This is a genomic window from Variovorax sp. EL159 (assembly GCF_900100965.1).
Taxonomy (GTDB): domain Bacteria; phylum Pseudomonadota; class Gammaproteobacteria; order Burkholderiales; family Burkholderiaceae_C; genus Variovorax.
In genome coordinates, this window is sequence record NZ_FMUJ01000005.1 from 241,334 (window position 1) to 264,965 (window position 23,632).

At 59.1% G+C, this 23,632-nt stretch carries 17 protein-coding genes and 2 riboswitches; of the genes, 12 read left to right on the top strand and 5 right to left on the bottom strand.

Annotated features, from left to right (window positions below):
• Positions 1-109 precede the first annotated feature (109 nt).
• The 3 genes from BLQ28_RS22070 (at position 110) to BLQ28_RS22080 (ending at position 3,796) form a co-directional block, all read left to right on the top strand.
• Entirely contained in the window at positions 110-853 is a 744-nt protein-coding gene (locus BLQ28_RS22070; RefSeq protein ID WP_093244031.1) for a PhaM family polyhydroxyalkanoate granule multifunctional regulatory protein, read from the top strand.
• 45 nt (positions 854-898) lie between these two features.
• Complete coding sequence (locus BLQ28_RS22075; RefSeq protein ID WP_093244033.1) at positions 899-2,179, top strand: FIST signal transduction protein; 1,281 nt, start codon at positions 899-901, stop codon at positions 2,177-2,179.
• Positions 2,180-2,389: 210 nt separating this feature from the next.
• Positions 2,390-3,796: an RtcB family protein gene (locus BLQ28_RS22080; RefSeq protein WP_093244036.1), complete on the top strand. Its 1,407-nt coding sequence runs from the start codon at positions 2,390-2,392 to the stop codon at positions 3,794-3,796.
• Positions 3,797-3,815: 19 nt separating this feature from the next.
• Here BLQ28_RS22080 and BLQ28_RS22085 read toward each other — a convergent pair whose 3' ends face one another.
• Entirely contained in the window at positions 3,816-5,123 is a 1,308-nt protein-coding gene (locus BLQ28_RS22085; protein ID WP_093244038.1) for a D-amino acid dehydrogenase, read from the bottom strand.
• Between the two features lie 91 nt (positions 5,124-5,214).
• Positions 5,215-5,332: riboswitch (glycine riboswitch) on the bottom strand.
• A 4-nt stretch (positions 5,333-5,336) separates the two neighbouring features.
• Positions 5,337-5,437, bottom strand: a riboswitch (glycine riboswitch).
• A 116-nt stretch (positions 5,438-5,553) separates the two neighbouring features.
• Between BLQ28_RS22085 and rfbB the strand changes: the two genes are divergently transcribed.
• The 8 genes from rfbB to BLQ28_RS22125 all read left to right on the top strand — a co-directional run bounded on the left by rfbB (position 5,554) and on the right by BLQ28_RS22125 (position 14,761).
• Entirely contained in the window at positions 5,554-6,624 is a 1,071-nt protein-coding gene (gene rfbB / locus BLQ28_RS22090; RefSeq protein ID WP_093244041.1) for a dTDP-glucose 4,6-dehydratase, read from the top strand.
• Positions 6,621-7,511 carry a dTDP-4-dehydrorhamnose reductase gene (gene rfbD / locus BLQ28_RS22095; RefSeq protein WP_093244044.1) on the top strand — a complete coding sequence of 297 codons (891 nt, stop codon included), beginning with the start codon at positions 6,621-6,623 and terminating at the stop codon, positions 7,509-7,511. Before rfbB ends, rfbD begins: the two co-directional genes overlap by 4 nt.
• Positions 7,512-7,532: 21 nt before the next feature.
• Entirely contained in the window at positions 7,533-8,426 is an 894-nt protein-coding gene (rfbA, locus tag BLQ28_RS22100; RefSeq protein ID WP_093244046.1) for a glucose-1-phosphate thymidylyltransferase RfbA, read from the top strand.
• Positions 8,423-8,971, top strand: a complete 549-nt coding sequence (gene rfbC, locus BLQ28_RS22105; protein WP_093244048.1) for a dTDP-4-dehydrorhamnose 3,5-epimerase — start codon at positions 8,423-8,425, stop codon at positions 8,969-8,971. The genes rfbA and rfbC overlap by 4 nt, the downstream gene beginning before the upstream one ends.
• 400 nt (positions 8,972-9,371) lie before the next feature.
• Entirely contained in the window at positions 9,372-10,391 is a 1,020-nt protein-coding gene (gene galE, locus BLQ28_RS22110; protein WP_093244050.1) for a UDP-glucose 4-epimerase GalE, read from the top strand.
• Between the two features lie 15 nt (positions 10,392-10,406).
• A complete protein-coding gene (locus tag BLQ28_RS22115; protein ID WP_143012556.1) occupies positions 10,407-11,435 on the top strand; it encodes a class I SAM-dependent methyltransferase in 1,029 nt (342 codons plus the stop codon).
• Entirely contained in the window at positions 11,428-13,668 is a 2,241-nt protein-coding gene (locus tag BLQ28_RS22120; RefSeq protein WP_093244053.1) for a glycosyltransferase, read from the top strand. Before BLQ28_RS22115 ends, BLQ28_RS22120 begins: the two co-directional genes overlap by 8 nt.
• Positions 13,646-14,761 carry a glycosyltransferase family 4 protein gene (locus BLQ28_RS22125; RefSeq protein ID WP_176801195.1) on the top strand — a complete coding sequence of 372 codons (1,116 nt, stop codon included), beginning with the start codon at positions 13,646-13,648 and terminating at the stop codon, positions 14,759-14,761. The genes BLQ28_RS22120 and BLQ28_RS22125 overlap by 23 nt, the downstream gene beginning before the upstream one ends.
• A 69-nt stretch (positions 14,762-14,830) precedes the next feature.
• On the opposite strand, the gene BLQ28_RS22130 is transcribed toward BLQ28_RS22125, so the two are convergent.
• From BLQ28_RS22130 to BLQ28_RS22145, 4 genes are all read right to left on the bottom strand, one after another.
• Positions 14,831-15,730 (bottom strand): NAD-dependent epimerase/dehydratase family protein, encoded by a 900-nt coding sequence (locus BLQ28_RS22130; protein WP_093244056.1) that lies wholly within the window; start codon positions 15,728-15,730, stop codon positions 14,831-14,833.
• Positions 15,727-16,764 (bottom strand): GDP-mannose 4,6-dehydratase, encoded by a 1,038-nt coding sequence (gene gmd, locus BLQ28_RS22135; RefSeq protein ID WP_093244057.1) that lies wholly within the window; start codon positions 16,762-16,764, stop codon positions 15,727-15,729. The genes BLQ28_RS22130 and gmd overlap by 4 nt, the downstream gene beginning before the upstream one ends.
• 84 nt (positions 16,765-16,848) lie before the next feature.
• Positions 16,849-19,953, bottom strand: a complete 3,105-nt coding sequence (locus tag BLQ28_RS22140) for a glycosyltransferase (RefSeq protein ID WP_256327414.1) — start codon at positions 19,951-19,953, stop codon at positions 16,849-16,851.
• Between the two features lie 89 nt (positions 19,954-20,042).
• Positions 20,043-21,311 (bottom strand): FkbM family methyltransferase, encoded by a 1,269-nt coding sequence (locus tag BLQ28_RS22145; protein ID WP_093244062.1) that lies wholly within the window; start codon positions 21,309-21,311, stop codon positions 20,043-20,045.
• Positions 21,312-21,469: 158 nt separating this feature from the next.
• On the opposite strand from BLQ28_RS22145, the gene BLQ28_RS22150 reads away from it, so the two are divergent.
• Positions 21,470-23,629, top strand: coding sequence for a glycosyltransferase family 4 protein (locus BLQ28_RS22150; protein ID WP_176801196.1), 2,160 nt, complete (start codon positions 21,470-21,472; stop codon positions 23,627-23,629).
• Positions 23,630-23,632: the final 3 nt, after the last annotated feature.

The window sequence follows — 23,632 nt, forward strand, 5'->3', positions numbered from 1 at the left end:
GTTTCGCGAAGAGGCGGCGCGGTTGCCAAAAGGTCGCGCGTGGAGGTCAATGGCCAGGGGCTTGGAGTAAGCTGGCAACACAATAAAACCCAGCCAGGAGACCTCCCGCATGAGCAAAGCCAACCAACCCTTCGACTTCAGCCAGTTCGTTCCCGGATTCGACTTCCTGAAGAACCTCGCCGGCGGCGCGGCGGCAGGCGCCGGGACCGGCTCGGTGCCCGGTATTCCGAGCCTTGCAAGCTGGGTCGCCCCCACGCTGAGCGTGGAAGAGGTCGACAAGCGCATCCAGGAACTGAAGACCGTCCAGTACTGGCTCGAACAGAACGGCCATGCGCTCAAGGCCACGATCCAGGCGCTCGAAGTGCAGAAGATGACGCTGTCGACCTTGCGCGGCATGAACGTGCGGATGGAAGACATCGCCAGTGCGTTCACCAAGCAGGCGGCCGCGATGGCACCTGCGGCTGCTGCGCCGGCACCGGAGCCTGAACAGGCCGAGGTCGAGGCTGAGGACCACGCCGAACCTGAGGAGGCTCCGGCGCCGAAAAAGCCGCGCAGCAAGCCGGCGGCCAAGGCGGCTGCCGCTGCCGATGGCGCCGGTGTGGTTGATCCGATGCAGTGGTGGGGCTCGCTCACCGAACAGTTCCAGCAGATCGCCAGTTCGGCGCTGCAGGACGCGGCCCAGCTCAAGGTGCCGGCCATGGCCCAGCCGCTGGCCGACGCTGTCGGCAAGGTGATGGGCAAGCCGGCAGCGGCGGCCCGCAGGCCAGCCGCGGCTGCGAAGAAGGCAGCGCCAGTCGCCGCCAAAAAGAAGACGTCGACGGCCGCGCGCAAGCGAACCTCCAGCCGGCGCTGACGTCATACACCTATATTTTTTGAAGAGAACGGGTCGGCACGCATCATGAAGTTGTTTCCCTCCGGTCATGCCACCCATCCGCAATGGCGCATGGCGGCCGGCCTCGTGCTGGCCCAGTTGCGCGCGCAGATGGCGCTGCCCGACTACGCGGCGTCGCCGACGCTCGGGCTGCTCTACATCACCGATCACTATGCGAGCGATGCGCAGGAAATCCTCGACCACCTGAGCGCCGAGCTGCCCGAGGTGACCGACTGGTCGGGCACGGTCGGCATCGGGGTGTCGGCCAACAACGCCGAGTATTTCGACGAGCCCGGCATGAGCCTGATGCTCTGCGCCCTGCCGAGCGACCAGTACCGGGTGTTCTCGGGTGTGGCGCCGCTGGGCAATTCCGAAATGAGCGGTTTCGAGGCGCACACCGCGCTCGTGCATGCCGACCCGGCCACGCCCGACCTGTCGGAGCTGATCGCCGAGATGGCGGGCCGCACCGACACCGGCTACCTGTTTGGCGGGCTCTCGTCGGGCCGCGGCAGCGCGCTGCAGTTCGCGGTCGGCGGCAACGGCAACATCCGCGGCCACGGCGCGGCGGGTGGCGTGTTCTCGGGCGGACTGTCGGGCGTAGTGTTCGGCGAGGGCGTGCGGCTGGTGTCGCGCGTCACGCAGGGCTGCCAGCCGCTGCGCTCGGGCGCCGTGCGCGAGCGCGAGATCACCGAGGCCGACGGCAACCTGCTGCTCAAGCTCGACGGCGAGCCCGCGCTCGACGTGCTGCTGGCCGACCTGCAGGTGTCGCTCGACCGCCCGCAGGAGGCCATCGACGCGGTGCGCAGCACGCTGGTCGGCCTGGCCGACGCGGGCAGCGACGGCATCCGCCGCACCGGCGACCTGGGTGCCGACGTGCTGGTGCGCCACATCATCGGCCTGGACCCGACGCGGCGCGGCATCGCGATTGCCGACAACGCCGAAGCCGGCATGCGGCTGACTTTCTGCCGCCGGAATGCGCAAGCCGCGCGCGCCGACCTGATGCGCATCTGCGCGGAGATCCGCGAAGAGCTGGAACCGGAAGAGCAGACGCTGGCGACCGCGCGCGCGGTCGCGGCAGGCGAGGCCGAAGCGGCGCCGCACCCGGCGCGGCGCATCGCGGGGGCGGTGTACGTGAGCTGCTCCGGGCGCGGCGGGCCGCACTTCGGCGCACCCGGCGCCGAGTTGCAGATCGTGCGCCACGCGCTCGGCGACGTGCCGCTGGTCGGCTTCTTCGCGGCGGGCGAGATCGCCCGGCACCATCTGTATGGGTATACGGGTGTGCTGACGGTGTTCACGGCGCCCGACTGACCTGGCGCCCTCGACGGGCAAAAAAACGACGGGCGGGTTTCGGGCGGCGGCAAGCGTCGCTAGAATCCGCCCGCTTTCTTGAATCTCTGCTGCTGCAAGAAAGAGCCAACCGCGTGTTCTGAAAAAACGCGCGGTCGATCTCTTTCGCCTCGCCACGCGATGTGGTCCGGGGCAGGAAACCGACATGGTTTCCGCAATGGAACAGCAGCCATGAGCAACCCTCATTTCTCCAGGCTCCAGCGTGCCTTTTCGCGCGCGGGCATTGCCGTCGATTACCGCGATGGCGTCTATCACTTGCACAACGAGGCTTCGCAGGCCACGGTGCTCCTGCCGCCCAGCCTTCCGCTGGAAGAAAAGGCGGTCAATCAGCTGCTGGCCTTTGCCAGCGTGCGCTCGCCCGACGGCGCGCAGGGCGTGTGCAAGGCCTGCGCGACGCCGGACTTTCATCCGGGCTCGGTCGCGCCGGTCGGCAGCGTCGTGGCGACCGACGCCGACTTCGTCATTCCCGCCGCGGTGGGCACCGACATCAACTGCGGCATGCGGCTGCTGACCACCGGCCTCACGCTGGACCAGGTGGCGCCGCACAAGACGCGGCTGATCGAGCGGCTCACGCGTAGCCTGCTCGACAACGGGCGCGATGTGCCGGTGCACACGACGGCCTTCAAGGCGCTGTTCGACGTGGGGCCGTCGGCGTTCCTGGAGGCAGTGCGCAGCGATGGCCTGTGGTCTTCGTGCGACCGCGAGCGGATGCAGGCCGAGATCGACGCTTGCATTGGCCTTGCGAGTTTCGGTGGCAGCGCGCGGCATGCGCCCGAGGCCTATACCGGTGCGCGGCATGAAGTGTTCCGCGACCCATGCCTGGGCACGCCGGGCAGCGGCAATCATTTCGTCGAGCTCCAGGTGGTCGACCAGGTGATGGACCGGCATGCGGCCTACCGCGCGGGGCTGAGGACGGGCGAGGTGGTCGTGATGATCCACAGCGGCTCGCGCGACATCGGCTTTCATGTTGGCGGCCGCTGGATGGACCGCGCCCGCAACGAATGGCCCAAGGGCCTGCGTCATCCGAAGAGCGGCCTGTACGGCCTGACGGGACCGTTGGCGCAGGAGTACCTGGAGGCGATGGGCGTGGCGGCGCGTTATGCGTGGGCCAACCGCGTCGTGCTGGCCGAGCTGGTGCGCAAGGACTTTGCCGAGCTGCTTGGCGCCACCGCGTCGAGGCTCGTGGTCGATGTGCCGCACAACGTGGTGCTGCGCGAGCACGGCATGAACATCCACCGCAAGGGCGCGACGCCGGCGCACGAGGGCGACCTCGCGCTGATTCCCGGTTCGATGGGCGATCACTCGTACCTCGCGACCGGGCTGGGTCATGAAAGCTGGCTGTGGTCGTGCAGCCATGGCGCCGGGCGACGCATGCGGCGGCAGGAGGTGCGCGCGATGCGGCCGGCGCCTGGCGACGAGCGCGCCGATTGGCAATGCGTCACCTTGCGCGAGGAGCGCCGGATCGAAGAGGCGCCGCAGGCCTACAAGCCCATCGGCGCCGTGATCGATGCACAGGAGCGCGCGGGGCTGATCCGCTGCGCCGTGCGGCTCAAGCCCTGGGTCACGTTCAAGGCGTGACCTGGGGCTCGATGGCGGATCAGCCCATCGCGGGCTGCGAAATGCGCGGCTGGGGTGCGGGCATGCCGGTGAACGCGAAATCGACCTCGGGCGCCAGCCCGCTCACGATCCGCGCGATCGACTTGCCCGAGCCGCAGGCGTGCGTCCAGCCGAGCGTGCCGTGGCCGGTGTTCAGGTACAGGTTCGGCAGTTTGGTCTTGCCGATCAACGGCACGTTGCTCGGCGTGGCGGGGCGCAGGCCGGTCCAGAACTGGGCCTGCGTGGTGTCGCCGGCGCCGGGGAACAGCTCTTCGACGCGCCGCACGATGGCTTCGCAGCGCACGCGGTTCAGGTCGCGGTCATAGCCGTTGAGCTCGGCCGTGCCGGCGATGCGCAGGCGGTCGCCCGACTCCGAGGTGTAGCGCGAGAACACGAGCTTGAATTCGTCGTCGGTCAGCGAGACCTGGTGGGCCTTGGAAGCGTCCTTCACGGGCAGCGTCACCGAGTAGCCCTTGGCCGGGTAGATCGGCAGGCGAATGCCCAGGGGCGCGGCATAGAGCGGGCTGAGCGAACCCATCGCGAGCACGAAGGCGTCGCCGCGGATGCGCTGGAAGCGGCCTTCTGCGTCGGTGGCTTCGACGTGGTCGATGGTGCCACCGGCCTCGCGCAGGGCAGTGACCGTGTGGCTCATGAGGAACTTGACGCCGGCTGCGGCGGCCAGCCCCACGAGTTCACGCGCGAAGCGGTTGGCGTCACCCGATTCGTCTTCGGCCGTGTAGGTGGCGCCGGCCAGCTTCGGGCGGATGTGAGCGAGGGCGGGCTCGATCTTCACGGCCTCGTCGGCGGAGATCACGAGGCGTTCGCAGCCCAGGGCGCGCATCTGTTCGGCGGGCTTGAGGGCGCCGTCGAATTCTTTTTGCGTCGTATAGAAATGCAGGATGCCTTGGGTGCGCTGGTCGTAGTTCAGGCCGGTATCGCGGCGTAACTGCTGCAACGTGTCGCGGCTGTAGGTGCCCAGGCGAACGATCTGCTCGATGTTGTGTTTTGTGCGCGCCGGTGTGCATTCGCGCAGGAACTGCAGGCCCCAGAGCCACTGGCGCATGTCGGCACGGATGCGGAACAGCAGCGGGGCGTCTTCCTTGCCCAGCCATTGCAGCACCTTGAGCGGTGCGCTCGGGTTGGCCCAGGGTTCGGCATGGCTGACAGAGATCTGCCCGCCGTTGGCGAAGCTGGTTTCGGCGGCGGGCGTGGCCTGCCGGTCGATGACGGTCACTTCGTGGCCGAGTTGCTGGAGGTAGTAAGCCGAGGTCACGCCGAGCAGGCCGGCGCCAAGAACGATCACGCGCATTTCAAGTACCTTTGAGGTTGCAGCGCTTGAATGGCGGGCGTGGTTTGCTATTTATTCAATAGCAAGCAACCGGACGACCGCCGTCCAAGTTGCCGCTCCCCCTGTCCTCGGTACCTGAGAGATTCACCCTGCTGCACCCGCAGCGGGTTTGCTCCTTCGGTGCACCACCGCCATGTTTTGTGGGGTAGTGGCTCTCCAGACGGCTGTATCAGTTGGTGCAGTACAGATCCCTTGTTCGGACCGACCTGAGCGTTTATGGGAGTTTGCGCCTTCGGTAGGGCCACCGGGGTGGCCCGCTCTCCTGCAGTGGGGGCGATTGTAGGCGGGGCTTGCGCAGGCGCCAACCCTGAGGCTTCGGCCCGAAATGCCGATGGGATAATCTTTCGCTGACTTGCCGAAGGGCAATCGTTCCACAACAACAGGGGACTCCATGATCCTGGTTACCGGCGGCGCCGGCTTCATTGGCGCCAATTTCGTACTCGACTGGATCGCGAACAGCGACGAGCCGGTCGTGAACCTCGACAAACTGACCTACGCGGGCAACCTGGAAACGTTGGCGTCGCTCAAGGGCAACCCGAAGCACATCTTCGTGCAAGGCGACATCGGTGACAGCGCGCTGCTCGACCGCCTGCTGGCAGAGCACAAGCCACGCGCCGTGGTGAACTTCGCCGCCGAGTCCCACGTCGACCGCTCGATCCATGGCCCGGAAGACTTCGTCCAGACCAACGTCCTCGGCACCTTCCGCCTGCTCGAATCCGTGCGCGGTTTCTGGAGCGCGCTGCAGGCCGACCAGAAGGCAGCTTTCCGCTTCCTGCACGTCTCGACCGACGAGGTGTATGGCTCGCTCTCCAAGACCGATCCGGCCTTCACCGAAGAGAACAAGTACGAGCCCAACAGCCCGTACTCGGCCAGCAAGGCCGCCAGCGACCATCTTGTGCGCGCCTGGCACCACACCTACGGCCTGCCGGTGCTGACCACCAACTGCTCGAACAACTACGGGCCCTTCCACTTCCCCGAGAAGCTGATCCCGCTGATGATCGTCAACGCGCTGGCCGGCAAGGCGCTGCCCGTGTATGGCGACGGCATGCAGGTGCGCGACTGGCTCTACGTGAAGGACCACTGCAGCGCCATCCGCCGCGTGCTCGAAGCCGGCAAGCTCGGCGAGACCTACAACGTGGGCGGCTGGAACGAGAAGCCCAACATCGAGATCGTCAACACCGTTTGCGCGCTGCTCGACGAACTGCGTCCCAAGGCCGACGGCAAGCCATACAAGGAACAGATCACCTACGTGACCGATCGCCCTGGGCACGATCGCCGCTATGCCATCGATGCACGCAAGCTCGAGGCCGAACTGGGCTGGAAGCCGGCCGAAACATTCGACAGCGGCATCCGCAAGACCGTCGAGTGGTACCTCGCGAACGGCGAGTGGGTGCGCAACGTGCAAAGTGGCGCGTACCGCGAGTGGGTCGAGAAGCAGTACGACACAAAGGCCGCGGCATGAAGTTGCTGCTGCTGGGCAAGGGTGGTCAGGTCGGTTGGGAGCTGCAGCGCAGCCTGGCGCCCCTGGGTGAGCTGATTGCTCTCGATTTCGACAGCACGGATTTCAACGCCGACTTCAGCCGTCCCGAGCAACTGGCCGAAACGGTGCTCAAGGTGCGTCCTGACGTGGTCGTCAATGCAGCGGCGCATACCGCCGTCGACAAGGCCGAGAGCGAACCTGAGTTCGCGCGCAAGCTGAACGCCACATCGCCAGGCGTCGTGGCCGAGGCCGCGCAGCAGATCGGCGCGCTGATGGTTCACTACTCCACCGATTACGTCTTTGACGGCAGTGGCAGCAAGCCCTGGAAGGAAGACGACGCAACCGGGCCGCTCAGCGTCTACGGCCAGACCAAGCTCGAAGGCGAGCAACTGGTGGCCAAGCACTGTGCGAAGCACCTGATCTTTCGCACCAGCTGGGTGTATGCGGCGCGCGGTGGCAACTTCGCCAAGACCATGTTGCGGCTGGCGAAGGAGCGGGACAAGCTGACTGTCATCGACGACCAGTTCGGCGCGCCCACGGGCGCGGAACTGCTGGCTGACGTGACGGCACATGCCATTCGGGCGACGCTGCAGGACCCTGGGAAGGCGGGGCTCTACCACGCCATCGCCGGCGGCGAGACCACGTGGTATGGCTATGCGCGCTTCGTGCTCGAGATGGCACAAGAAGCCGGCGTCGAACTCAAGGCTGGGCCACAGGCTGTCGAGGCGGTACCGACCAGCGCGTTCCCTACGCCTGCCACGCGGCCGCACAACTCGCGCCTCGATACGACCAAGCTGCAAACCACCTTCGGCCTGCGCTTGCCGCCTTGGCAGGAAGGCGTTGCGCGCATGCTGCGCGAAACCCTCTGAGATTCACACGAGAAGAAACGCATGACCACGACGCAACGCAAAGGCATCATCCTGGCAGGGGGCTCGGGCACCCGCTTGCACCCTGCGACATTGGCGATCAGCAAGCAGCTGCTGCCGGTGTACGACAAGCCGATGATCTATTACCCGCTCAGCACCTTGATGCTTGGGGGGATGCGCGACATCCTGATCATCAGCACGCCGCAAGACACGCCGCGGTTCCAGCAGTTGCTGGGCGATGGGAGCCAGTGGGGTATCAATCTGCAGTACGCGGTGCAGCCGAGTCCTGACGGGTTGGCGCAGGCATTCATCATCGGCGACAAGTTCGTGGGCAACTCGCCGAGCGCGCTGGTGTTGGGCGACAACATCTTCTACGGCCATGACTTCGTTCATCTGCTTGCCGACGCAGATGCGAAGGAGTCGGGTGCGACTGTGTTCGCCTACCACGTGCAGGACCCGGAGCGCTATGGCGTGGTCGCGTTCGATGCAAATGGCAAGGCCAGCAGCATCGAAGAAAAACCGCTGAGCCCCAAGAGCAGCTATGCAGTAACGGGGCTGTACTTCTACGACAACCAGGTGGTCGACATCGCCAAGGCAGTGAAGCCGAGCGCGCGCGGCGAATTGGAGATCACTGCGGTGAATCAGACTTATCTGGAGCGCGACCGGTTGAACGTGCAGATCATGCAACGTGGCTACGCATGGCTCGATACCGGCACGCACGACAGCTTGCTGGAAGCGGGGCAGTTCATCGCCACGCTCGAACATCGGCAAGGCCTGAAGATTGCGTGCCCCGAGGAAATTGCGTGGCGCAACGGCTTCATTACCACTGAGCAGCTTTCGAGGCTCGCCGCACCTCTGGAAAAGAGCGGCTACGGCAAATACCTGAAGCATCTGCTGAGTGACGAGGTGCGTTCATGAAAGTCACGTCTACCGCGATTTCCGACGTGCTCGTGATCGAGCCGAAGGTGTTCGGCGATGCACGAGGCTTCTTTTTTGAGAGTTTCAACCAGAAGGCTTTCGACGAAGCGATCGGCAAGCGCATCGACTTTGTCCAGGACAACCATTCGCGTTCTGTAAAGGGCGTGCTGCGCGGGCTGCACTACCAGATCCAGCAGCCGCAGGGAAAGCTCGTACGTGTGGTGAGGGGGGCGGTGTTCGATGTGGCCGTCGATATTCGTCGATCGTCGCCGACCTTCGGCAGATGGGTTGGTGTCGAGCTCACCGAAGAGAATCATCGCCAGCTTTGGGTGCCGATCGGACTTGCGCATGCTTTTCTCGTGCTGAGCGATACAGCAGAGTTCCTGTACAAGACGACGGACTTCTACGCGCCGGGGCACGAGCGTTGCATTAAATGGGACGACCCTGACTTGGCGATTGACTGGCCTGACGTGGGAATGAGTCCTCAACTGTCTGTCAAGGATCAAGCGGGTGCGAGCTTTGCCTGCGCCGAAATGTTCGACTGAACTGGCAGCCGATATCTGCTGCGCGCCTCTGCCCGGCAACGTGTGAAATTCCCTTATCGCCTGCGCCCGTGAAAATGACCGAACTCACCATCGACAAGGTTTGAGCAGTCTCTCTTGCCTTTTGGAGGGCGCGAGCGCTTTTCCCATTCCGATGATGCTCATCACGCTCGTCGCTACGCCTGATACAGGTTTGGGCGCGACGTGGAGAACAGTCCGCTGCGAATACCGGCTGGAGCCATGAAGCGGCTGGTATGCGTTGGTTCGCCGCCACGATGATCGTGAAACCGCCTTCATGACAGGCAGTGTGTCGTGGTGAGTCTGAGGTTGCTCCCACTACAGAGACTAAAATGCAAATTGAAGGACTCCTTTGTTAATCAAACTTTGATGAAATAAAAAAACTATGTCGCATAAGGTCTTGGTTACAGGAGGGGCGGGCTATATAGGCTCGCACACAGTTGTTGAACTGTTAAAGGCAAACTTCGAGGTTATCGTAGTTGATAACCTCTGCAATAGCAGCCGCGTGGCATTGACGCGGGTGGAGGGAATTGCCGGTGGGTTGGTGCGTTTTTATGAGTGCGACATTCGAAATTCGAATCAATTGTTGAAGGTGTTTCGGGAAAATAAAATCGAATCAGTTATTCACTTTGCAGGGCTAAAGGCTGTTGGTGAATCTGTGACGGATCCGATTTCTTATTACGAAAACAATGTCGCGGGTACTGTTCAGCTCTTGAAAGTCATGCGGCAATGCGATGTGAGAACTCTCGTGTTTTCCTCCTCCGCGACGGTGTACGGGGACCCTGCCTCCGTGCCAGTGTGTGAAGGCTTCCCTCGCTCTGCGACTAATCCGTATGGACGCTCGAAGTTGATCGTGGAGGATATTCTCGAAGATCTCTGCAACTCGGAGGCCGGCTGGCGAGTTGCTCGTTTGCGCTATTTCAATCCTGTAGGCGCGCATGCAAGTGGGGAAATCGGTGAGGATCCCCGTGGGATTCCAAACAATCTCTTACCGTACATCGCTCAGGTTGCCATCGGAAGGCGAGAATATTTGAGTGTTTTTGGTGGTGACTATCCCACTATCGATGGCACTGGTGTGAGGGATTTTATCCATGTCGTCGATCTGGCGAAAGGCCATCTTGCGGCCTTAAATTATCTTGGTGTCAATGAAGGCCTGTTGACGGCCAATCTGGGAACAGGTTCAGGTGTCAGCGTGTTGCAGATGGTTGCTGCGTTCGAAAGAGCCTGCGGTAAATCTATCAGCTACAAGGTGGTAGACAGACGCCCTGGTGATGTTGCCCAATGCTGGGCCGATCCTTCTTATGCGAAAACGGTGCTCGCTTGGGAGGCCCAGTGCTCCCTGGATGAAATGTGCGCGGACGCCTGGCGGTGGCAGTCTAAAAATCCCAATGGTTTTGTTATCTGAGTGAATGGTCGATTAATGAAAGCACAACTTAGAAAAATTGCACGAAAAATGGCCGCCTGGCCGGTGCTTGGTCGATTTGTACGCATCGGAATTGCGGTCATTCGTTTGCCAGAATCAAATCATCGAAAGCTGATTTTTGAAACGCAGCAACTCCCTGGAATTCTTCAGGCGATATCAGAGATCAATCACCGTCAGTTGACAAGTGTGACAACAAAGGACAATCTGACCAGATCTGTGCCTGTCGCGCTACGCAATATCACGCGCGCGTCGAAGGTGCTAGAACAGGATGTCCGAATCACGGATGAGCGGCTGGGAACTGTCTCGCAGTCCGTCTTGGAGGCCCGGGCACAGATCGATGAAATGGCGGAATCGATTCAGTATCTCCTCAAGCGCACAGAGTTCGTGCGCAGTGAACTGATGTTTGAAATGCGTTATGGCGCTGGCAGCTCAGCATCCATTGATCAGGGAGGGAAGTCCATCGCCGAAGCTCAGCCTAGGGTTGTTGCAGAAGAGAAAGTTTCCCAAGCAAAGGCGTCGCAGGAATTGCGGGTGAATTTGGGCTGTGGACATGTTCCTCTTGTCGGCTATCTGAATGTCGACAGCCGTGATCTGCTTGGCGTCGATATTGTTGCTGAAGTCGGGAAATTACCTTTCGCACCGGGTGAACTTAGTGAGATATTTTCCGCTCATTTGCTTGAGCATTTTCCGCAGGAAAAATTGCGACGTGTCCTGCTGCCATACTGGTTCTCCTTGTTGAAGGACGGTGGCATTTTCAAGGCCGTCGTTCCCGATGCTGCAGGCATGGTTCGCGCTTACGCATCTAACGAATACACCTTCGACACCTTTCGGCAGGTGACCTTCGGCGGACAAGATTACAACGGCGATTTTCATTTCAACATGTTTACTTCAGCGTCTATGCGTCAGCTTTTGCTGGAGGCAGGATTTGTGGATGTCGAATTGATTGTCGAAAACCGAGAGAACGGCGGATGTAAGGAGCTTGAAATTTTCGCGCGACGTGGTCAAGGGAGTCGGTTGAATGATTAATAAAGAGGATTACTTCCCTTCGGTGTCCGTGATCATTAATACAGATGGACGCGCCAAAAGTTTGGCGATCTGTCTGGAGAGCTTGCGCTACCTTCGTTATCCGAATTTCGAGGTTGTCGTGGTTGCAGGGCCAACCAGGGATGGAACCCACGAGTTGTGTGAGTCCTATGGTGATGCCATTAAGTATGGAATTTGTCCCGAGAGAAATCTTTCTCAATCGAGAAATATATCGATCGAAATTTGCTCTGGTGAATTCGTTGCGTTCCTAGACGATGATTCCATTCCTGAACCCGAGTGGCTCAACGATGTGATGCCTGCCTTCTTGGATCCGGAAGTAGCTGTGGCAGGTGGATTTCTCCATGATCACACGGGAAAAACGTACCAGTGGAAATTTGGCACGCTTGACCGCTTTGGAGGGGCCGATACGTCTTGGACCCGTGCGACGCCGGAGTTCAACTTTCCCGGAAGCTTCAATTATCCGCACGTGATGGCCAACAGCGTGTTCAGGCGATCGGCTATCGTTGAGGTTGGTGGTTTTGACGAGGAGTACGAGTATTTTCTCGATGAAAGCGACATCATTCTTCGTTTTGTCGATGTGGGTCTCAAGGTCGCACAGTTGGATAGGGGCTTCATACATCACAAGTACATGCCCAGCCACATCCGTAATGAATCGCGGGTGCTTACGAGTTGGTATTCGGTGGTGAAAAACAAGGCCTATTTTTCTTTTCTCCATGCGCGCGATCACGTTGGTGTGGGCGAGATCGTGGCTGCGGTTAACGCCTTGATTGATGAGTTCAGAGCTGGCGTGAAATGGGCGATCGGGGAAGGAAAGCTGGGAGCTGTGTATGCTGAGCGATTCGAGGAAGAGGTCGATCGTGCGTTGCAGGATGGCCTGAAGCGTGGATTGAAGGGCATTAGAAGGATTCCTGGCCCTGAGCCGATGAAGGGGACGCCTGGGTTGACCCGATTTGTGCCGTGGCTCGAAGCACAGGCCCAGCGCTGTTTTGTCTTGGTGAGCAAGACCTATCCTCCGGGAAATACTGGCGGCATCGGGCGTTATGTTCATCAACTGGCTATAGACCTCGCAAAGCTCGGGCATCAGGTGCATGTGCTGACAATGGGAAGTGAGCATGACCGCGTCGATTTCGAGGAAAAAGTTTGGGTACACCGAATCAATCCGCGGGAATTCGAGGCACCATCTGGTCTAACGGTGCCGCGGCATATCTGGAACTATTCCCAGACCATGCTGGAGGAGGCCCGGGAAATCGCCAGTCGTCGTTCCATCGAAGCAGTCTATGCGCCGATCTGGGATGTCGAAGGCGTCGCTTTCCTAGTAAGCAAGGAATTTCCCCTTGTCACTAGCCTTCAGACTACATTGGAGTTCTATCTTGACTCTAATCCGGAGAAGAAAAAGGACAAGGAATTCATGAATTCCTTCGTTATGCCGATGCTGGCCCTCGAGCGAAGAATGATGAATGAAAGCGACGGCATTCACGCCATCAGCCAGGCCATCGTGGAAGAGATTCAAGAAGCCTATTCACTAAAATTCGATCCGAAAAGGCTCCATGTACTTCACCTTGGCTTGCAAGACTGGTCCCAGGAGAATAAAGAGGATATTGCTTCTACGCCAGCCGGTGTCGTGCGCATGTGCTTTGTGGGACGGATGGAACTGCGAAAAGGGGCGGACGTCTTTCTTGCCATCGTTCCGCGATTGCTTGAGAAGTACCCACTCTTGCATATCGACATCGTGGGGGAAGATGGTATTCCGCAAGCGGATGGGACAACTCTGCGCGCGATGTTCGAGGCTTCGAATGCCGGAATCCGCGATAGCGGACGCGTGATTTTCCATGGGAGCGTTTCGGATGGTCTTCTGCGTGCTTTCTATGCGGGCTCGGACATTATCGTGGCTCCATCGCGGTTCGAATCGTTTGGCTTGGTCCACCTAGAAGGCATGATGTTTGGCAAGCCGGTGGTTGGCGGCAACATCGGCGGCATGAGGGAAGTCATGCAGGATGGAGAGACTGGATTGCTGGCAATGCCGGGTGACCAAGAGTCACTTTTCCAGTGTCTTGCTCGCCTGATCGAAGATCCGGAATACCGCTTGAAGCTTGGACGTGCCGCCCGTGAACGGTATTTGTTCAAGTTCCAGCCTGAGAAGATGGCTGAAGGATTGATTCGGGTTTTTGAAAAAGCAAAGGGAGAGAAAAAATTTGAAGATCGCTTACATCAATAGCGTCTGCAAGAAGCATGATGCAATATCTAATGCCATCCGGGACGAAATAACATGGTTGCGCGAGGCTGGGCACGACGTTCGGCTTTATGCCTATGCCTGTGACCATCCGGAATTGCCTTTCGTGCATGTGGAGAGAGAGTCTGATATTGCATTCGACCCTTATTTTCAGTCGTGCGATCTGGTTCTATTTCACTTTGGTATTTATTACCCGCTGTTCAATCTCCTGCCTGTGGTTCGGGCGGGGGCAAGAAAAATTGTAACATTTCACAATATCACTCCAAAAGAGTTTTTGCCGCCGTCTGCGTATGCGTTGATTGATCGTTCGTTCGAACAGGCCAGCAACATTGTTTTTGCCGATCATGTGGTTTGTGTCAGCGAAACGAATCGACAGATCCTTTTGGATGCGGAGATTCAAGTTCCCACCACAGTGCTTCCATTGAGCGTGCACAGCAATTTGCGGCCTCCCGCAAAAAAGCCAAGCTTTGACGATGGCATCCTGAGGTTGGTATTCCTAGGTCGCTTGGTCAAATCAAAGGGAACTGTCGATTTACTCACGGCTGTGGCTAAGGTCCTGGACCGGCACGTGGCTTGGCAGGTAAGGCTGGACATGGTAGGTAACGTCAATTTTTCCGATGCCTCCATCGTCGCCGACGTCAATGAGTGCCTGAGCGCTTTGCAGCAAAAGTACGGGGCGAGATTTTCAGCGAAATTTCACGCCAATGCCTCGGAAGAGGATAAGTGCAGGATTCTTTCCGATGCTGATCTTTTCGTTTTGCCGACCTACCATGAAGGGTTTTGCGTTCCCATTCTGGAAGCGTTTGCGAGCGGGTGCTGCGTGATCGTTTACGAAAATAGCAACACACCGGCCATCTCTGGCGGTCTGGCAACACTGGTGCCAACGGGCGATCTCGATCTGCTCGCGGGGGCTATATCGCGCGTGGGCGCGGTGGTCCGCTCCCAAGAGTGGCGCTTGGACGGCGGAAAGTATGCCGACAAGTCTGCGGAAGCAGTGAAATACATCGAAAACTTCTCGCCTGCGGTCATTAAAAAGCGCTACCTTCGATTTATCGAACAGCAGGCTCCTAATTTTTAGCCTCGGCTCTCGGTGCAGGGATGTATCCGACTGGGATTCGCCCGAACCGAAGCGGGCGATGTCGACCACTCAGTTGCCGCCACCTAGTTGTGTGGGCGCCCACCCAGGAGCAGTAGAGGCCAGCATCCGTTGCAAGGTGTCTTTCAGCAAAGGCATTTGCAACGGTATTCCATGTTTGGATGCAATCCTCTGCAGCTTGTCCGGGTTGCCGCACAGCCGATGCACTTCATTGGGACGCACGAATCGTGGATCGACATCCACCTTCATGATATGGCCGGTCAGCTCTTCGAAGGTATCGATGATGTGCTGCAGCGTGTAGGGTTGACCTGAACAAACGTTGTAGGCTTCGCCGACCTTGCCGTGCGCAAGTAGGAGCAGATAGGCGTCACAGATCATCTGGATGTCGTTGAATTCGCGCTCGACATGCAGGTTGCCCAAGGATACGAAGGGAGCGCGTGCTGCGAAATGCTCCGCGAGCTTTGGGATCAGAAAATTCGAGTTCTGACCCGGCCCGGTGTAATTGAAAGGGCGTGTGATTACGAGATCGAGCTGATTGGTATAGGTGTGCGCCATGTACTCCATTGCCAGCTTGCTCATCGCATAGTGATTGACTGGCGCAGGCGGCTGTGTTTCCGCGATCGGTGATTGCGTCGTGTTGCCGTAGATGTTCGCGCTGCTGGCCAGCAACACTCTCTTTGGGCGAGAGGGTAGTTGTACAAGCGCGTCGAGCAGGTTCGTGGTGCCTATCACATTGATGGCATAGAAATCTTCTTCTGCAGCGTGTCCAACGAAGCTTATCGCGGCCAGATGGACCACGGCATCTGGTTGTTGTTCAAGCACCTCCCGCCGCAGGTCGTCCCGGTGGGTGAGGTCTGTGCGCAGCGCGACGATTTCGTGACCTGCCGCGCGGGCCCGTTGTGCGAAGGGCCGGCCGGTAAAGCCGTCCGCCCCAGTCAGCAAAATCTTCAAAATGAGAAGCCTTGCGTGTTGCGGCGCAGATCGGCCTCGACCATCATCTGGCAGAGTTGCTCGAGCGTTGTCTTGGGTTCCCAGCCGAGCTTCGCCTTTGCCTTGGTAGGGTCGCCGATCAGCAACTCCACCTCGGCTGGACGATAGAATTTTGGGTTGATCCGCATCACCGTCTGGCCCGTGGCAGTATCGACGGCGACTTCGTTCTCAGCCATTCCTTTGAACTCCACGGCAATCCCCGCACCCTTGAACGCCATCTGAACGAAGTCGCGCACCGTCTCGGTCCGGTTCGTGGCAAGGATGAAGGTGTCGGGTTCATCGGCCTGAAGCATGCGCCACATGCCTTCCACGTACTCCTTGGCAAAGCCCCAGTCGCGCTTGGCGTCGAGATTGCCCAGCTCAAGCGTGTCAAGCTGTCCGAGCTTGATCTTGGCGACCGCGTCAGTGATTTTACGGGTCACGAACTCTCTGCCGCGCAGCGGACTTTCGTGGTTGAACAGGATGCCGCTGCAGCCGAAGATGTTGTAGCTCTCCCGGTAGTTGATAGTGATCCAGTGTGCGTAGAGCTTAGCCACGCCATAGGGGCTGCGGGGGTAGAACGGCGTCTCCTCAATCTGCGGGATGGTCTGCACCTTGCCGAACATCTCGGACGTCGAGGCCTGATAGAAACGGATCCTGGGGTTGGTTAGCCGAATGGCCTCAAGCAGATGCAGTGCGCCGACGCCGGTGATCTGCGCCGTTGCTGCGGGTTGGTTGAAGCTCACACCTACGAAGCTCTGCGCTGCGAGGTTGTAGACCTCGTCGGGCTTGGCATCGTTGATCAAGGTCAGTGAGCTGCCCAAGTCGGTCAAATCGTACTCAACCAGATGAAGGTCTGGGTTGTTTTGAATACCAAGTTCCTCGATACGCCAGAAATTGACCGAACTGGTGCGGCGATAGGTACCGTAGACAACATAGCCTTTGGACAGCAACAGTTCCGCCAAATAGGCGCCGTCTTGCCCTGTGATGCCAGTAATAACAGCGCGCTTTTTCATAAAAATTTCTTTCCTATTTTTGGTAACGGGGCAAAGCGTCAAAGGTGAGTATTGGTGCCTTAGTCGCAGACTGCATATTTTGCGTCATGTGATGGGGTTTGCCCTAGTTTGAGCTTTGGAGGGGGGCGTCCGATCAGCTTGTGGCTCCGGAGCGAAGAGCGCTGCTTCGAATTGATGTCTGGAGTTCGGATCAAATGAGCGGATCTTGAATCTAGCGCCGTCATCTGCACTCGCGTGTTGGGCAAGCCACTCGGTTAGCTTGTCTGCTACAGCCTGCGAAATGCAGATGGCACCGTCGTTCTGAATCACTGTTCGGAGCCACCGTGTGTGGTCATCGCTCAGGCCTTCCACAGCTCGCGAATCCGATGTCAGGTCGTAGATCACGAATTCGACGTGTACACCCAGATGGCGCAATCGCCGAAAGAAGGCGCCCTGCAGCGGGGCGACTTGGAGAGAGGGGGCCAAGCCTACAAAAATATCGCCAGGCTGCGCATCGATCCATACGTCTGATAGATTCTTCGACGGGCAATCCAGAAACTGAAGAGTGAATCTACGCGCATACCGGTAGCCGCTTTTTCCGGGTACGGCATAGACAGGTTCGATGCGGTATCCGTTGGGCGGGCTGTCGAAGAGCGCCTGCAGCAGGGACACAGCTAGATGCTGAGTGTCGCTTTGAGGGCCGCCTTCTACGAGTTTCGAGACGTCCACGAACAACCGGCGTCGCGGGGCGGGCAGGGGTAGAGTGGCAGCAATGCTTTGGGCCATTTCTGCAAACTCCGGCAGGCTGAGGCGATTACCTCTTCCGATCGAGCGGATCAGGCCGTCGCGACCGAGCGCAGCGTTCGCCGTGAAAGTCGCCATGGCATCTGCATATTGGCGTGCACAGCGATCCGGCGAATGTGTGGTCCGAATTAGATCTTGCGCCTTTGCTCCGAATTCAAGTCGCATGAGAGGTGAATCTCTCAGGCTTTCGATTGCTTCGACCAGTTGTGCGTTGGTGAAATCATCGGGCAACTGCCATACGGCATCGCTAGGCAGGAAGGCCATGGATCCATTGGCATTCGTGATGGTTGCTGTTCCGTGGCTCATGGCGTCAAGCACAGCGGCTGACGTCTCACCTCGCGACAAAGCCCTAAGCTGAATAGCGATGTCAGCAGCATTCAGGTAGCGTTGGAAAACCTCCTTGTCAGCCCACCCTGTGATGCTGACGCGGCCTCGCGCCGCAGTCATGTCCTGTTCGAGCCGAGCCCCGTACTCACCCCTTTCGTTGTCTCCGACAAACACCAGCCTGCATCGAGAATCGTTGGCCAGGGACGAGGCTAGCCACGCTTGGAGAAGGCGATGGTTGAGCTTGGTGGCGTTGAGCATGCCGAAAGAGCACACGAGAATGTCGAATTCGCTCAATCCCAGCTCCGCGCGCGCTTTGGTTCGTCGATCCGTATCGTTGCCTGCCGGAAGGGCGCGAAGAAGAGGGACCAGAGCCCAATCGGCCGCCGCAGCGCTCCCGATCCACTTCTCTGCCAGAAGCATTGAGTGGGGCGAATGGACGATCACTCCTTGCGCGTGCCGCAGAACATCGAAGTTGCACGGATACTTGAAGACTACATCCTCGGCATTCTTTGCTTTGAAGTATTCCGCGACCGCGGGATACCCGTGCGAGACATAAAGTGCTTGTGTCCACCTGTTCGGCTGTCTGCTCACGAATTCGCGGTAAGCCTGAATGTTGCCCAGAAAGAAGTCGTGCAGCACCACAATCCCTGGAATACTCGCAATCAGTTCGAACATGTGCTCGTGAAAATGCGAGTTGCCGAAGTGATAGAGCACGCAATCGAATGCGTTGGAGTTTTGCTGGAACCACTCGACACTCCGGACCGCAAACGTATCGTTCAGCGATGCATACTCGGCTGCTGGTAGCTTTGCGATGAGGTCGATCTCATAGTAGCGAGACAGTTCGGGCAGAAGTGCCGCGCTGTAATCCGAGATGCCGCTACGTTCAGGTGGCAACGGTGACACGTAGGCCAGCCTTGGACGGTGGCGTCGGTGGCGCTGCGCCTGCGGTGCAGTCTGTCGTGTGGTTGACGCATGCAGGACTTCCAGTCCAGCCAGGGCGCGGCGGGCCGAATCTTGCCAAGAGAATTTCTGAGCTTGCTTCTGGCCGTGTCTGGCCAAATCCTCCCGAAACACCTGATCCGTCAGCGCTTGAGCGATTTTCGTCGCGATGGACGCCGTGTTGCGCGGATCGAACAGTGCATCGTCGCGACCGATGACTTCAGGAAGGCTCGATGTATTGGCGCCGATGACGGCGGCACCGCACTGCATGGCTTCGAGTGCGGGTAACCCAAATCCTTCGTGCCACGATGGAAAAACAAAGAGTTTGCACAGGTTGTAAAGGTCGACCAAATCCGGCTCGGGAACAAACCCAGTCACTATCACGTCGCCATCGGTCAGGCCCATATTCCGTGCAAGCTGCAGGAGCCGATCCCGATCCTCCTCCCGTGCAGAACACACGATGGCTAGTTGATGGTGACGCCGGAGGTCGCCTGAGAGTAGCGCAAACGCCTCGATTAGCCCCTCGAGGTTTTTCCGGTGATCAATGCCACCGGTGTACATAACGAAGGACTTGTTTAGGCCGTAGCGTTCGCGCAGTTCTTGTTGACGCGCCTCAGCAACGGCTGATTTCTTGAAGTGATCGTAGGCTGCTGTGGAGATATTGATGCATCGGTCAGCCTCGAGGCCCAGCTGAGTAATGCCCTCCTGGCGTGAGGATTCCGAGATAGCAAGCCACATATTGGCTCGTCGGAGTGCCTCGACCTTGCCCATGTACCAAGAGCGAACATTCGCATTGTCGAGATAGGGGTGCGGGTTAATCAGCGGGATCAGGTCATACAGTGTGACGGCGGTGGGCATGGTCGCAAAATTGCCCACGCTAGTGATGGACGCATCTCCCAGTCCCTCGAACAGGCTCGTAACGTGCACGACATCAGGCCGGAGGCTCGAGAGGAATGCTTCGTAGAGCTTTTCCTGTGCGCGCTGTCCATTTGCACTGATCACTCCGGGCGCCGGATGCCAAACGCGAATATTCGCGGCATCCACCAATCCGTCGAATGTGGTCTTGATCTCGTCGACCGTATCGGCAAAGTATCCGTTCAGTGCAAGCACCACTTCGTGGTTGCGAGCCTGGATTGCCATGGCCCGGGCCAAGGAGGATGAGTAGCGTCCAATTCCGCGCGTTCTACTTCCAGTGGATTGAGCACCTTGAAGATCGATCACTATCCGCATCAGATGGCTTCCAATCCGCGCTGGCTCTGCTGGAGCTGGCGAGCAACAATGGCTGCGTCAGGGGACAAGTCATCGAAGATCGACAGATCGGTGGCAATTCGTGTGCTGTGAAGTGCCGCGCCGAGGCGCCGTCGTAGCGGCGGAGCACACCCGAGGATGAGCCTGGCGCCTCGATTCAGCAGAGGGTGACGGCGAATCTCCGTTGCAGCGACCTGAAGAACGGATTTGCTGCGTCGCTTGATGCCACTGAGCACTCTCCCGTTTCTGATCGCAGACATCAGCCTGCGGATCGGTGCGTGCTCGGTTGCGTGAATATGCTCCTCTGCTTGTGTCGCGCGGTGCTCCAGTTGCACCGCACGCTCTTCGGCTAACTTGGCTCGAGCCTCGGCCTGATTGGTGCGTGCGTCGGCTTGGGCCACCTGCGCCGCGGCCTCGGTTGCCCGCATTTCGGCATGTGTTGCCTTCGCTTCAGATTGCACGTGGAGTGCCGAGAGCTGATCAACGGTCGCCTGCATTTCCGATCGAACAAGCTCGACAGGCCCCGCGTACCTGGCGCCAGACAAGCCGCTAAGTTCCACTCCATCAAAAACGTTGGGGGGCGTTTGTAGCCTTGGAGTGAGCTCGCTGCGTTCCGAGGCCACGTAGAATCGATTCACGCCGTCAAAGGAGACAAATTCATAGTTTGCATCGAGCAAGAGCCGATTGATGCCTTCGTAGTGGAGCTTGGTCTGCATTGAAACCGTTGTCCTGATCACGATAATCCAAGGACGCAGGAACTGGCTGTCCCAGCCTCGCAGCACCTGCTCCTCCCGCCCATCCACATTGATCTTCAACCAATGCACCTCCTGACCCGCGAGTGATGCCAATGCCGTCTTCATTGTCAGCATCGGCGCCTGGATGGTGGTGTGCGTCAGTCGAAGCGCCTCCTGATGCGGATCGGCTAAGACCCTCCCCGCAGTGGTGATCTCCAAGTTTTCGATGACATGCAAATCCAGGGTGCCTTCGTGATCTGAAAGCGCGACCTGCAATATTTGCTCGCCAGGCCGATCCTGTTGGAGCATGGTCGCGTAATACGGTGCCGGCTCAACATGAATGCCACGCCAGCCACGTTCGTAGAAGGCTTTGCTGACCGAGGCGAGCACGGGATGCTCGGCGCCGATGTCAACATAGAGGCCTTGGGGTACGTGCTTGAGCGCGCGCCATAGCACGACATCCTCGAAATTCTGCGCGTAAGAAGTGAAAGCTTCCGGTTTGTTGTCGTGAGTCATGGCCGACTTGCGGCGGGGCCGCTTTCCCTTCTTGCAAAGCTAGTACTCGATCGCGAGGAGCTCATTTTACAAAGTGGAAAGCCGTATTCTTGGCATGATGCATAACTTAGTAGGCAAGCCCGACACGATGACTCTCAGTTTTTCAGTAGAAATGGACAATGATGGTGGGGCTTGATTCCCTGCGCCGAAATGCGAGAAAGCTTTCTAAGCTTGCATACTGGCTGCTGACGCCCTGGCGTTTGCCCGAGCGGTTGCATCTGTTTCGAGAGGGCCTTGCGCGGGAGGCAAAGGCACGGGCATTGGCGTCACTGATTCAGCAGGAGCGTTTGCGCTTGGGGGCCATTCGGACAGATGGAGGGACGCTGCCGCCGTTCGAGTTCGATCTGTACAGTGTTGGTGATGTGCTGGCGGCATCAGGTCAATCGCGGAGCCGGTTGTACTGGCCGCTCCAAGATGCAGGCCAGGTCAAAGACCTGCAAACTGCGGCCCGTTTTTGCATCGACTTGTTGCGCGATCGCCAAGATCTACGCGCTCGGTTTCCGCGCGCGCTGTCCGCGCCCGTAGAGGGCGGGTTTGCAGAGTGGCTTCAAAGTGATGGGGCACAACAGGAATTGGGTCTCCCAGAGGAGGCCCGGTCATCTTTGCGTGTGCTGTTTTCTTCGGACTTCGCTGCCCGTGCGAGGCAGTCTTTCCTGACCAGTGAGCAAATCCGCGCCATCCTGCCTTACGGTCTGACGCCTGTCGGACGTCGCCGCCTGTTCACGTGGTTCATGCAGCATGGCCGGCGCGATGCGGGCTTGCAACTCGAAGAGGTCTGGTGGCTGTTCATGCAGGCTGCTGAAGACCCTCAGGCCGAACTGGTGCGCGCGTATCTTTTTACTCCCGATTGGCAGCAGCGCTTCCCAGACGCATTGACAATCTTCGGGTGGGATCGGTTTTCGATCTGGTTTGCCGAAAGCTTCGGTGCTAATGGGGCATGGACGAGCCCGACCGCAGCGCCTGAGGTGCATGCTCCTGCTTCGCAAATTCTGCTGGCCTATTGGACGCGAGAGGCCTGGCGGGCGGCACATCCTCGGGCGTTGTCCGGTGTTGCAGCTGCAAAGGCCATGCTTGAGTGGCTAGCATCGAGTCCTTTGGCGCGGCTGACGCCTGTGGCACGGCAGTGGTGTGCAGAACTGGATTTCGCGAATGTGGCGGCCGAATTGATTAGGCCACGAACGAACATCATCGGGCATTTTTGCTACCCCTCTGGACTGCGTGTTTCCGTAGAGGCGATGACGGAGGCACTCGAGTTGACCGGCATTGCTACATCACTGCGTGACGTGAGAACGGACGCAAGGGACGACCCTTGCCATATTCGCTTCGACGGTATGGAGAAGGGCGATATCACGATCATTCATGCCCAGCCCGAGCCGTTTTTCGCGGAGGTGTATGCCAGGGCGGATCTTGCGCAGCGCGCGCCGCGCCCCTATCGGATCGCCTACTGGTATTGGGAATTCGATGCTATCCCGGAGTCCTGGCGCGCTCATACCGAGCAGATCGATGAAGTCTGGACGGCAACGGAGTTCATTGCGCACGGCTTGCGTCAGAGACTCTCCGTGCCGGTTCGCACGCTTTTTCCGGGAGTGAAGCTTGCACCCTTTGAGGTTCGCGAGCGGGCTCATTTCAATCTGGCCTCCGATCGCTTCACCTTTCTGTTCACTTTCCACATGATGAGCGTGATGGAGCGTAAGAACCCCTTGGGGCTGATTCGAGCGTTCAAGTTGGCATTTGCAGCGGATGAGAAGGTTGCGTTGGTGCTGAAAACCTCTTTTGGTGATCGACATCCGGTGCAACTACAGGAGCTACGCGCTGCCGCGGTGGGGGCTCCAATCACGATCATCGATCAAGTGTTTAGTCCCGACGAGGTCTTGTCACTGATGAATGCATCCGATGCGTATGTTTCGCTGCATCGCAGTGAAGGCTTGGGCCTGACGATGGCTGAAGCCATGTTGATGGGCAAGCCTGTGATTGCCACTGGCTTCTCTGGCAACATGGATTTCATGAACTCGGAAAACAGCCTGCTGGTATCTTTCGAGCGCGTCAAGTTAGGCACATCGATTCCCCCCTATGGGGCCGATCAGGAGTGGGCGGAGCCTTCTGTTGACCAAGCGGCGCAGTACATGCGTCGCTTGTATGAGAATCCCGAGTGGGCAAGAGAGATCGGCATTCGTGGGCAACGGAGCGCAGTGCGTAATCTGTCGCTTGAGTCCGCAGGACGGAGATTCGCCGATCGTCTTGCGGAGATAAGGTTGGGGCGACAAGTGTCGTCGCCCTGATTG

Bases quoted from the DNA above. Each gene is read 5' to 3' on its own strand.
- BLQ28_RS22070 (WP_093244031.1), top strand. From the start codon at position 110: ATGAGCAAAGCCAACCAACCCTTCGACTTCAGCCAGTTCGTTCCCGGA.
- BLQ28_RS22075 (WP_093244033.1), top strand. From the start codon at position 899: ATGAAGTTGTTTCCCTCCGGTCATGCCACCCATCCGCAATGGCGCATG.
- BLQ28_RS22080 (WP_093244036.1), top strand. From the start codon at position 2,390: ATGAGCAACCCTCATTTCTCCAGGCTCCAGCGTGCCTTTTCGCGCGCG.
- BLQ28_RS22085 (WP_093244038.1), bottom strand. From the start codon at position 5,123: ATGCGCGTGATCGTTCTTGGCGCCGGCCTGCTCGGCGTGACCTCGGCT.
- rfbB (WP_093244041.1), top strand. From the start codon at position 5,554: ATGATCCTGGTTACCGGCGGCGCCGGCTTCATTGGCGCCAATTTCGTA.
- rfbD (WP_093244044.1), top strand. From the start codon at position 6,621: ATGAAGTTGCTGCTGCTGGGCAAGGGTGGTCAGGTCGGTTGGGAGCTG.
- rfbA (WP_093244046.1), top strand. From the start codon at position 7,533: ATGACCACGACGCAACGCAAAGGCATCATCCTGGCAGGGGGCTCGGGC.
- rfbC (WP_093244048.1), top strand. From the start codon at position 8,423: ATGAAAGTCACGTCTACCGCGATTTCCGACGTGCTCGTGATCGAGCCG.
- galE (WP_093244050.1), top strand. From the start codon at position 9,372: ATGTCGCATAAGGTCTTGGTTACAGGAGGGGCGGGCTATATAGGCTCG.
- BLQ28_RS22115 (WP_143012556.1), top strand. From the start codon at position 10,407: ATGAAAGCACAACTTAGAAAAATTGCACGAAAAATGGCCGCCTGGCCG.
- BLQ28_RS22120 (WP_093244053.1), top strand. From the start codon at position 11,428: ATGATTAATAAAGAGGATTACTTCCCTTCGGTGTCCGTGATCATTAAT.
- gmd (WP_093244057.1), bottom strand. From the start codon at position 16,764: ATGAAAAAGCGCGCTGTTATTACTGGCATCACAGGGCAAGACGGCGCC.
- BLQ28_RS22140 (WP_256327414.1), bottom strand. From the start codon at position 19,953: ATGGCAATCCAGGCTCGCAACCACGAAGTGGTGCTTGCACTGAACGGA.
- BLQ28_RS22145 (WP_093244062.1), bottom strand. From the start codon at position 21,311: ATGACTCACGACAACAAACCGGAAGCTTTCACTTCTTACGCGCAGAAT.
- BLQ28_RS22150 (WP_176801196.1), top strand. From the start codon at position 21,470: ATGATGGTGGGGCTTGATTCCCTGCGCCGAAATGCGAGAAAGCTTTCT.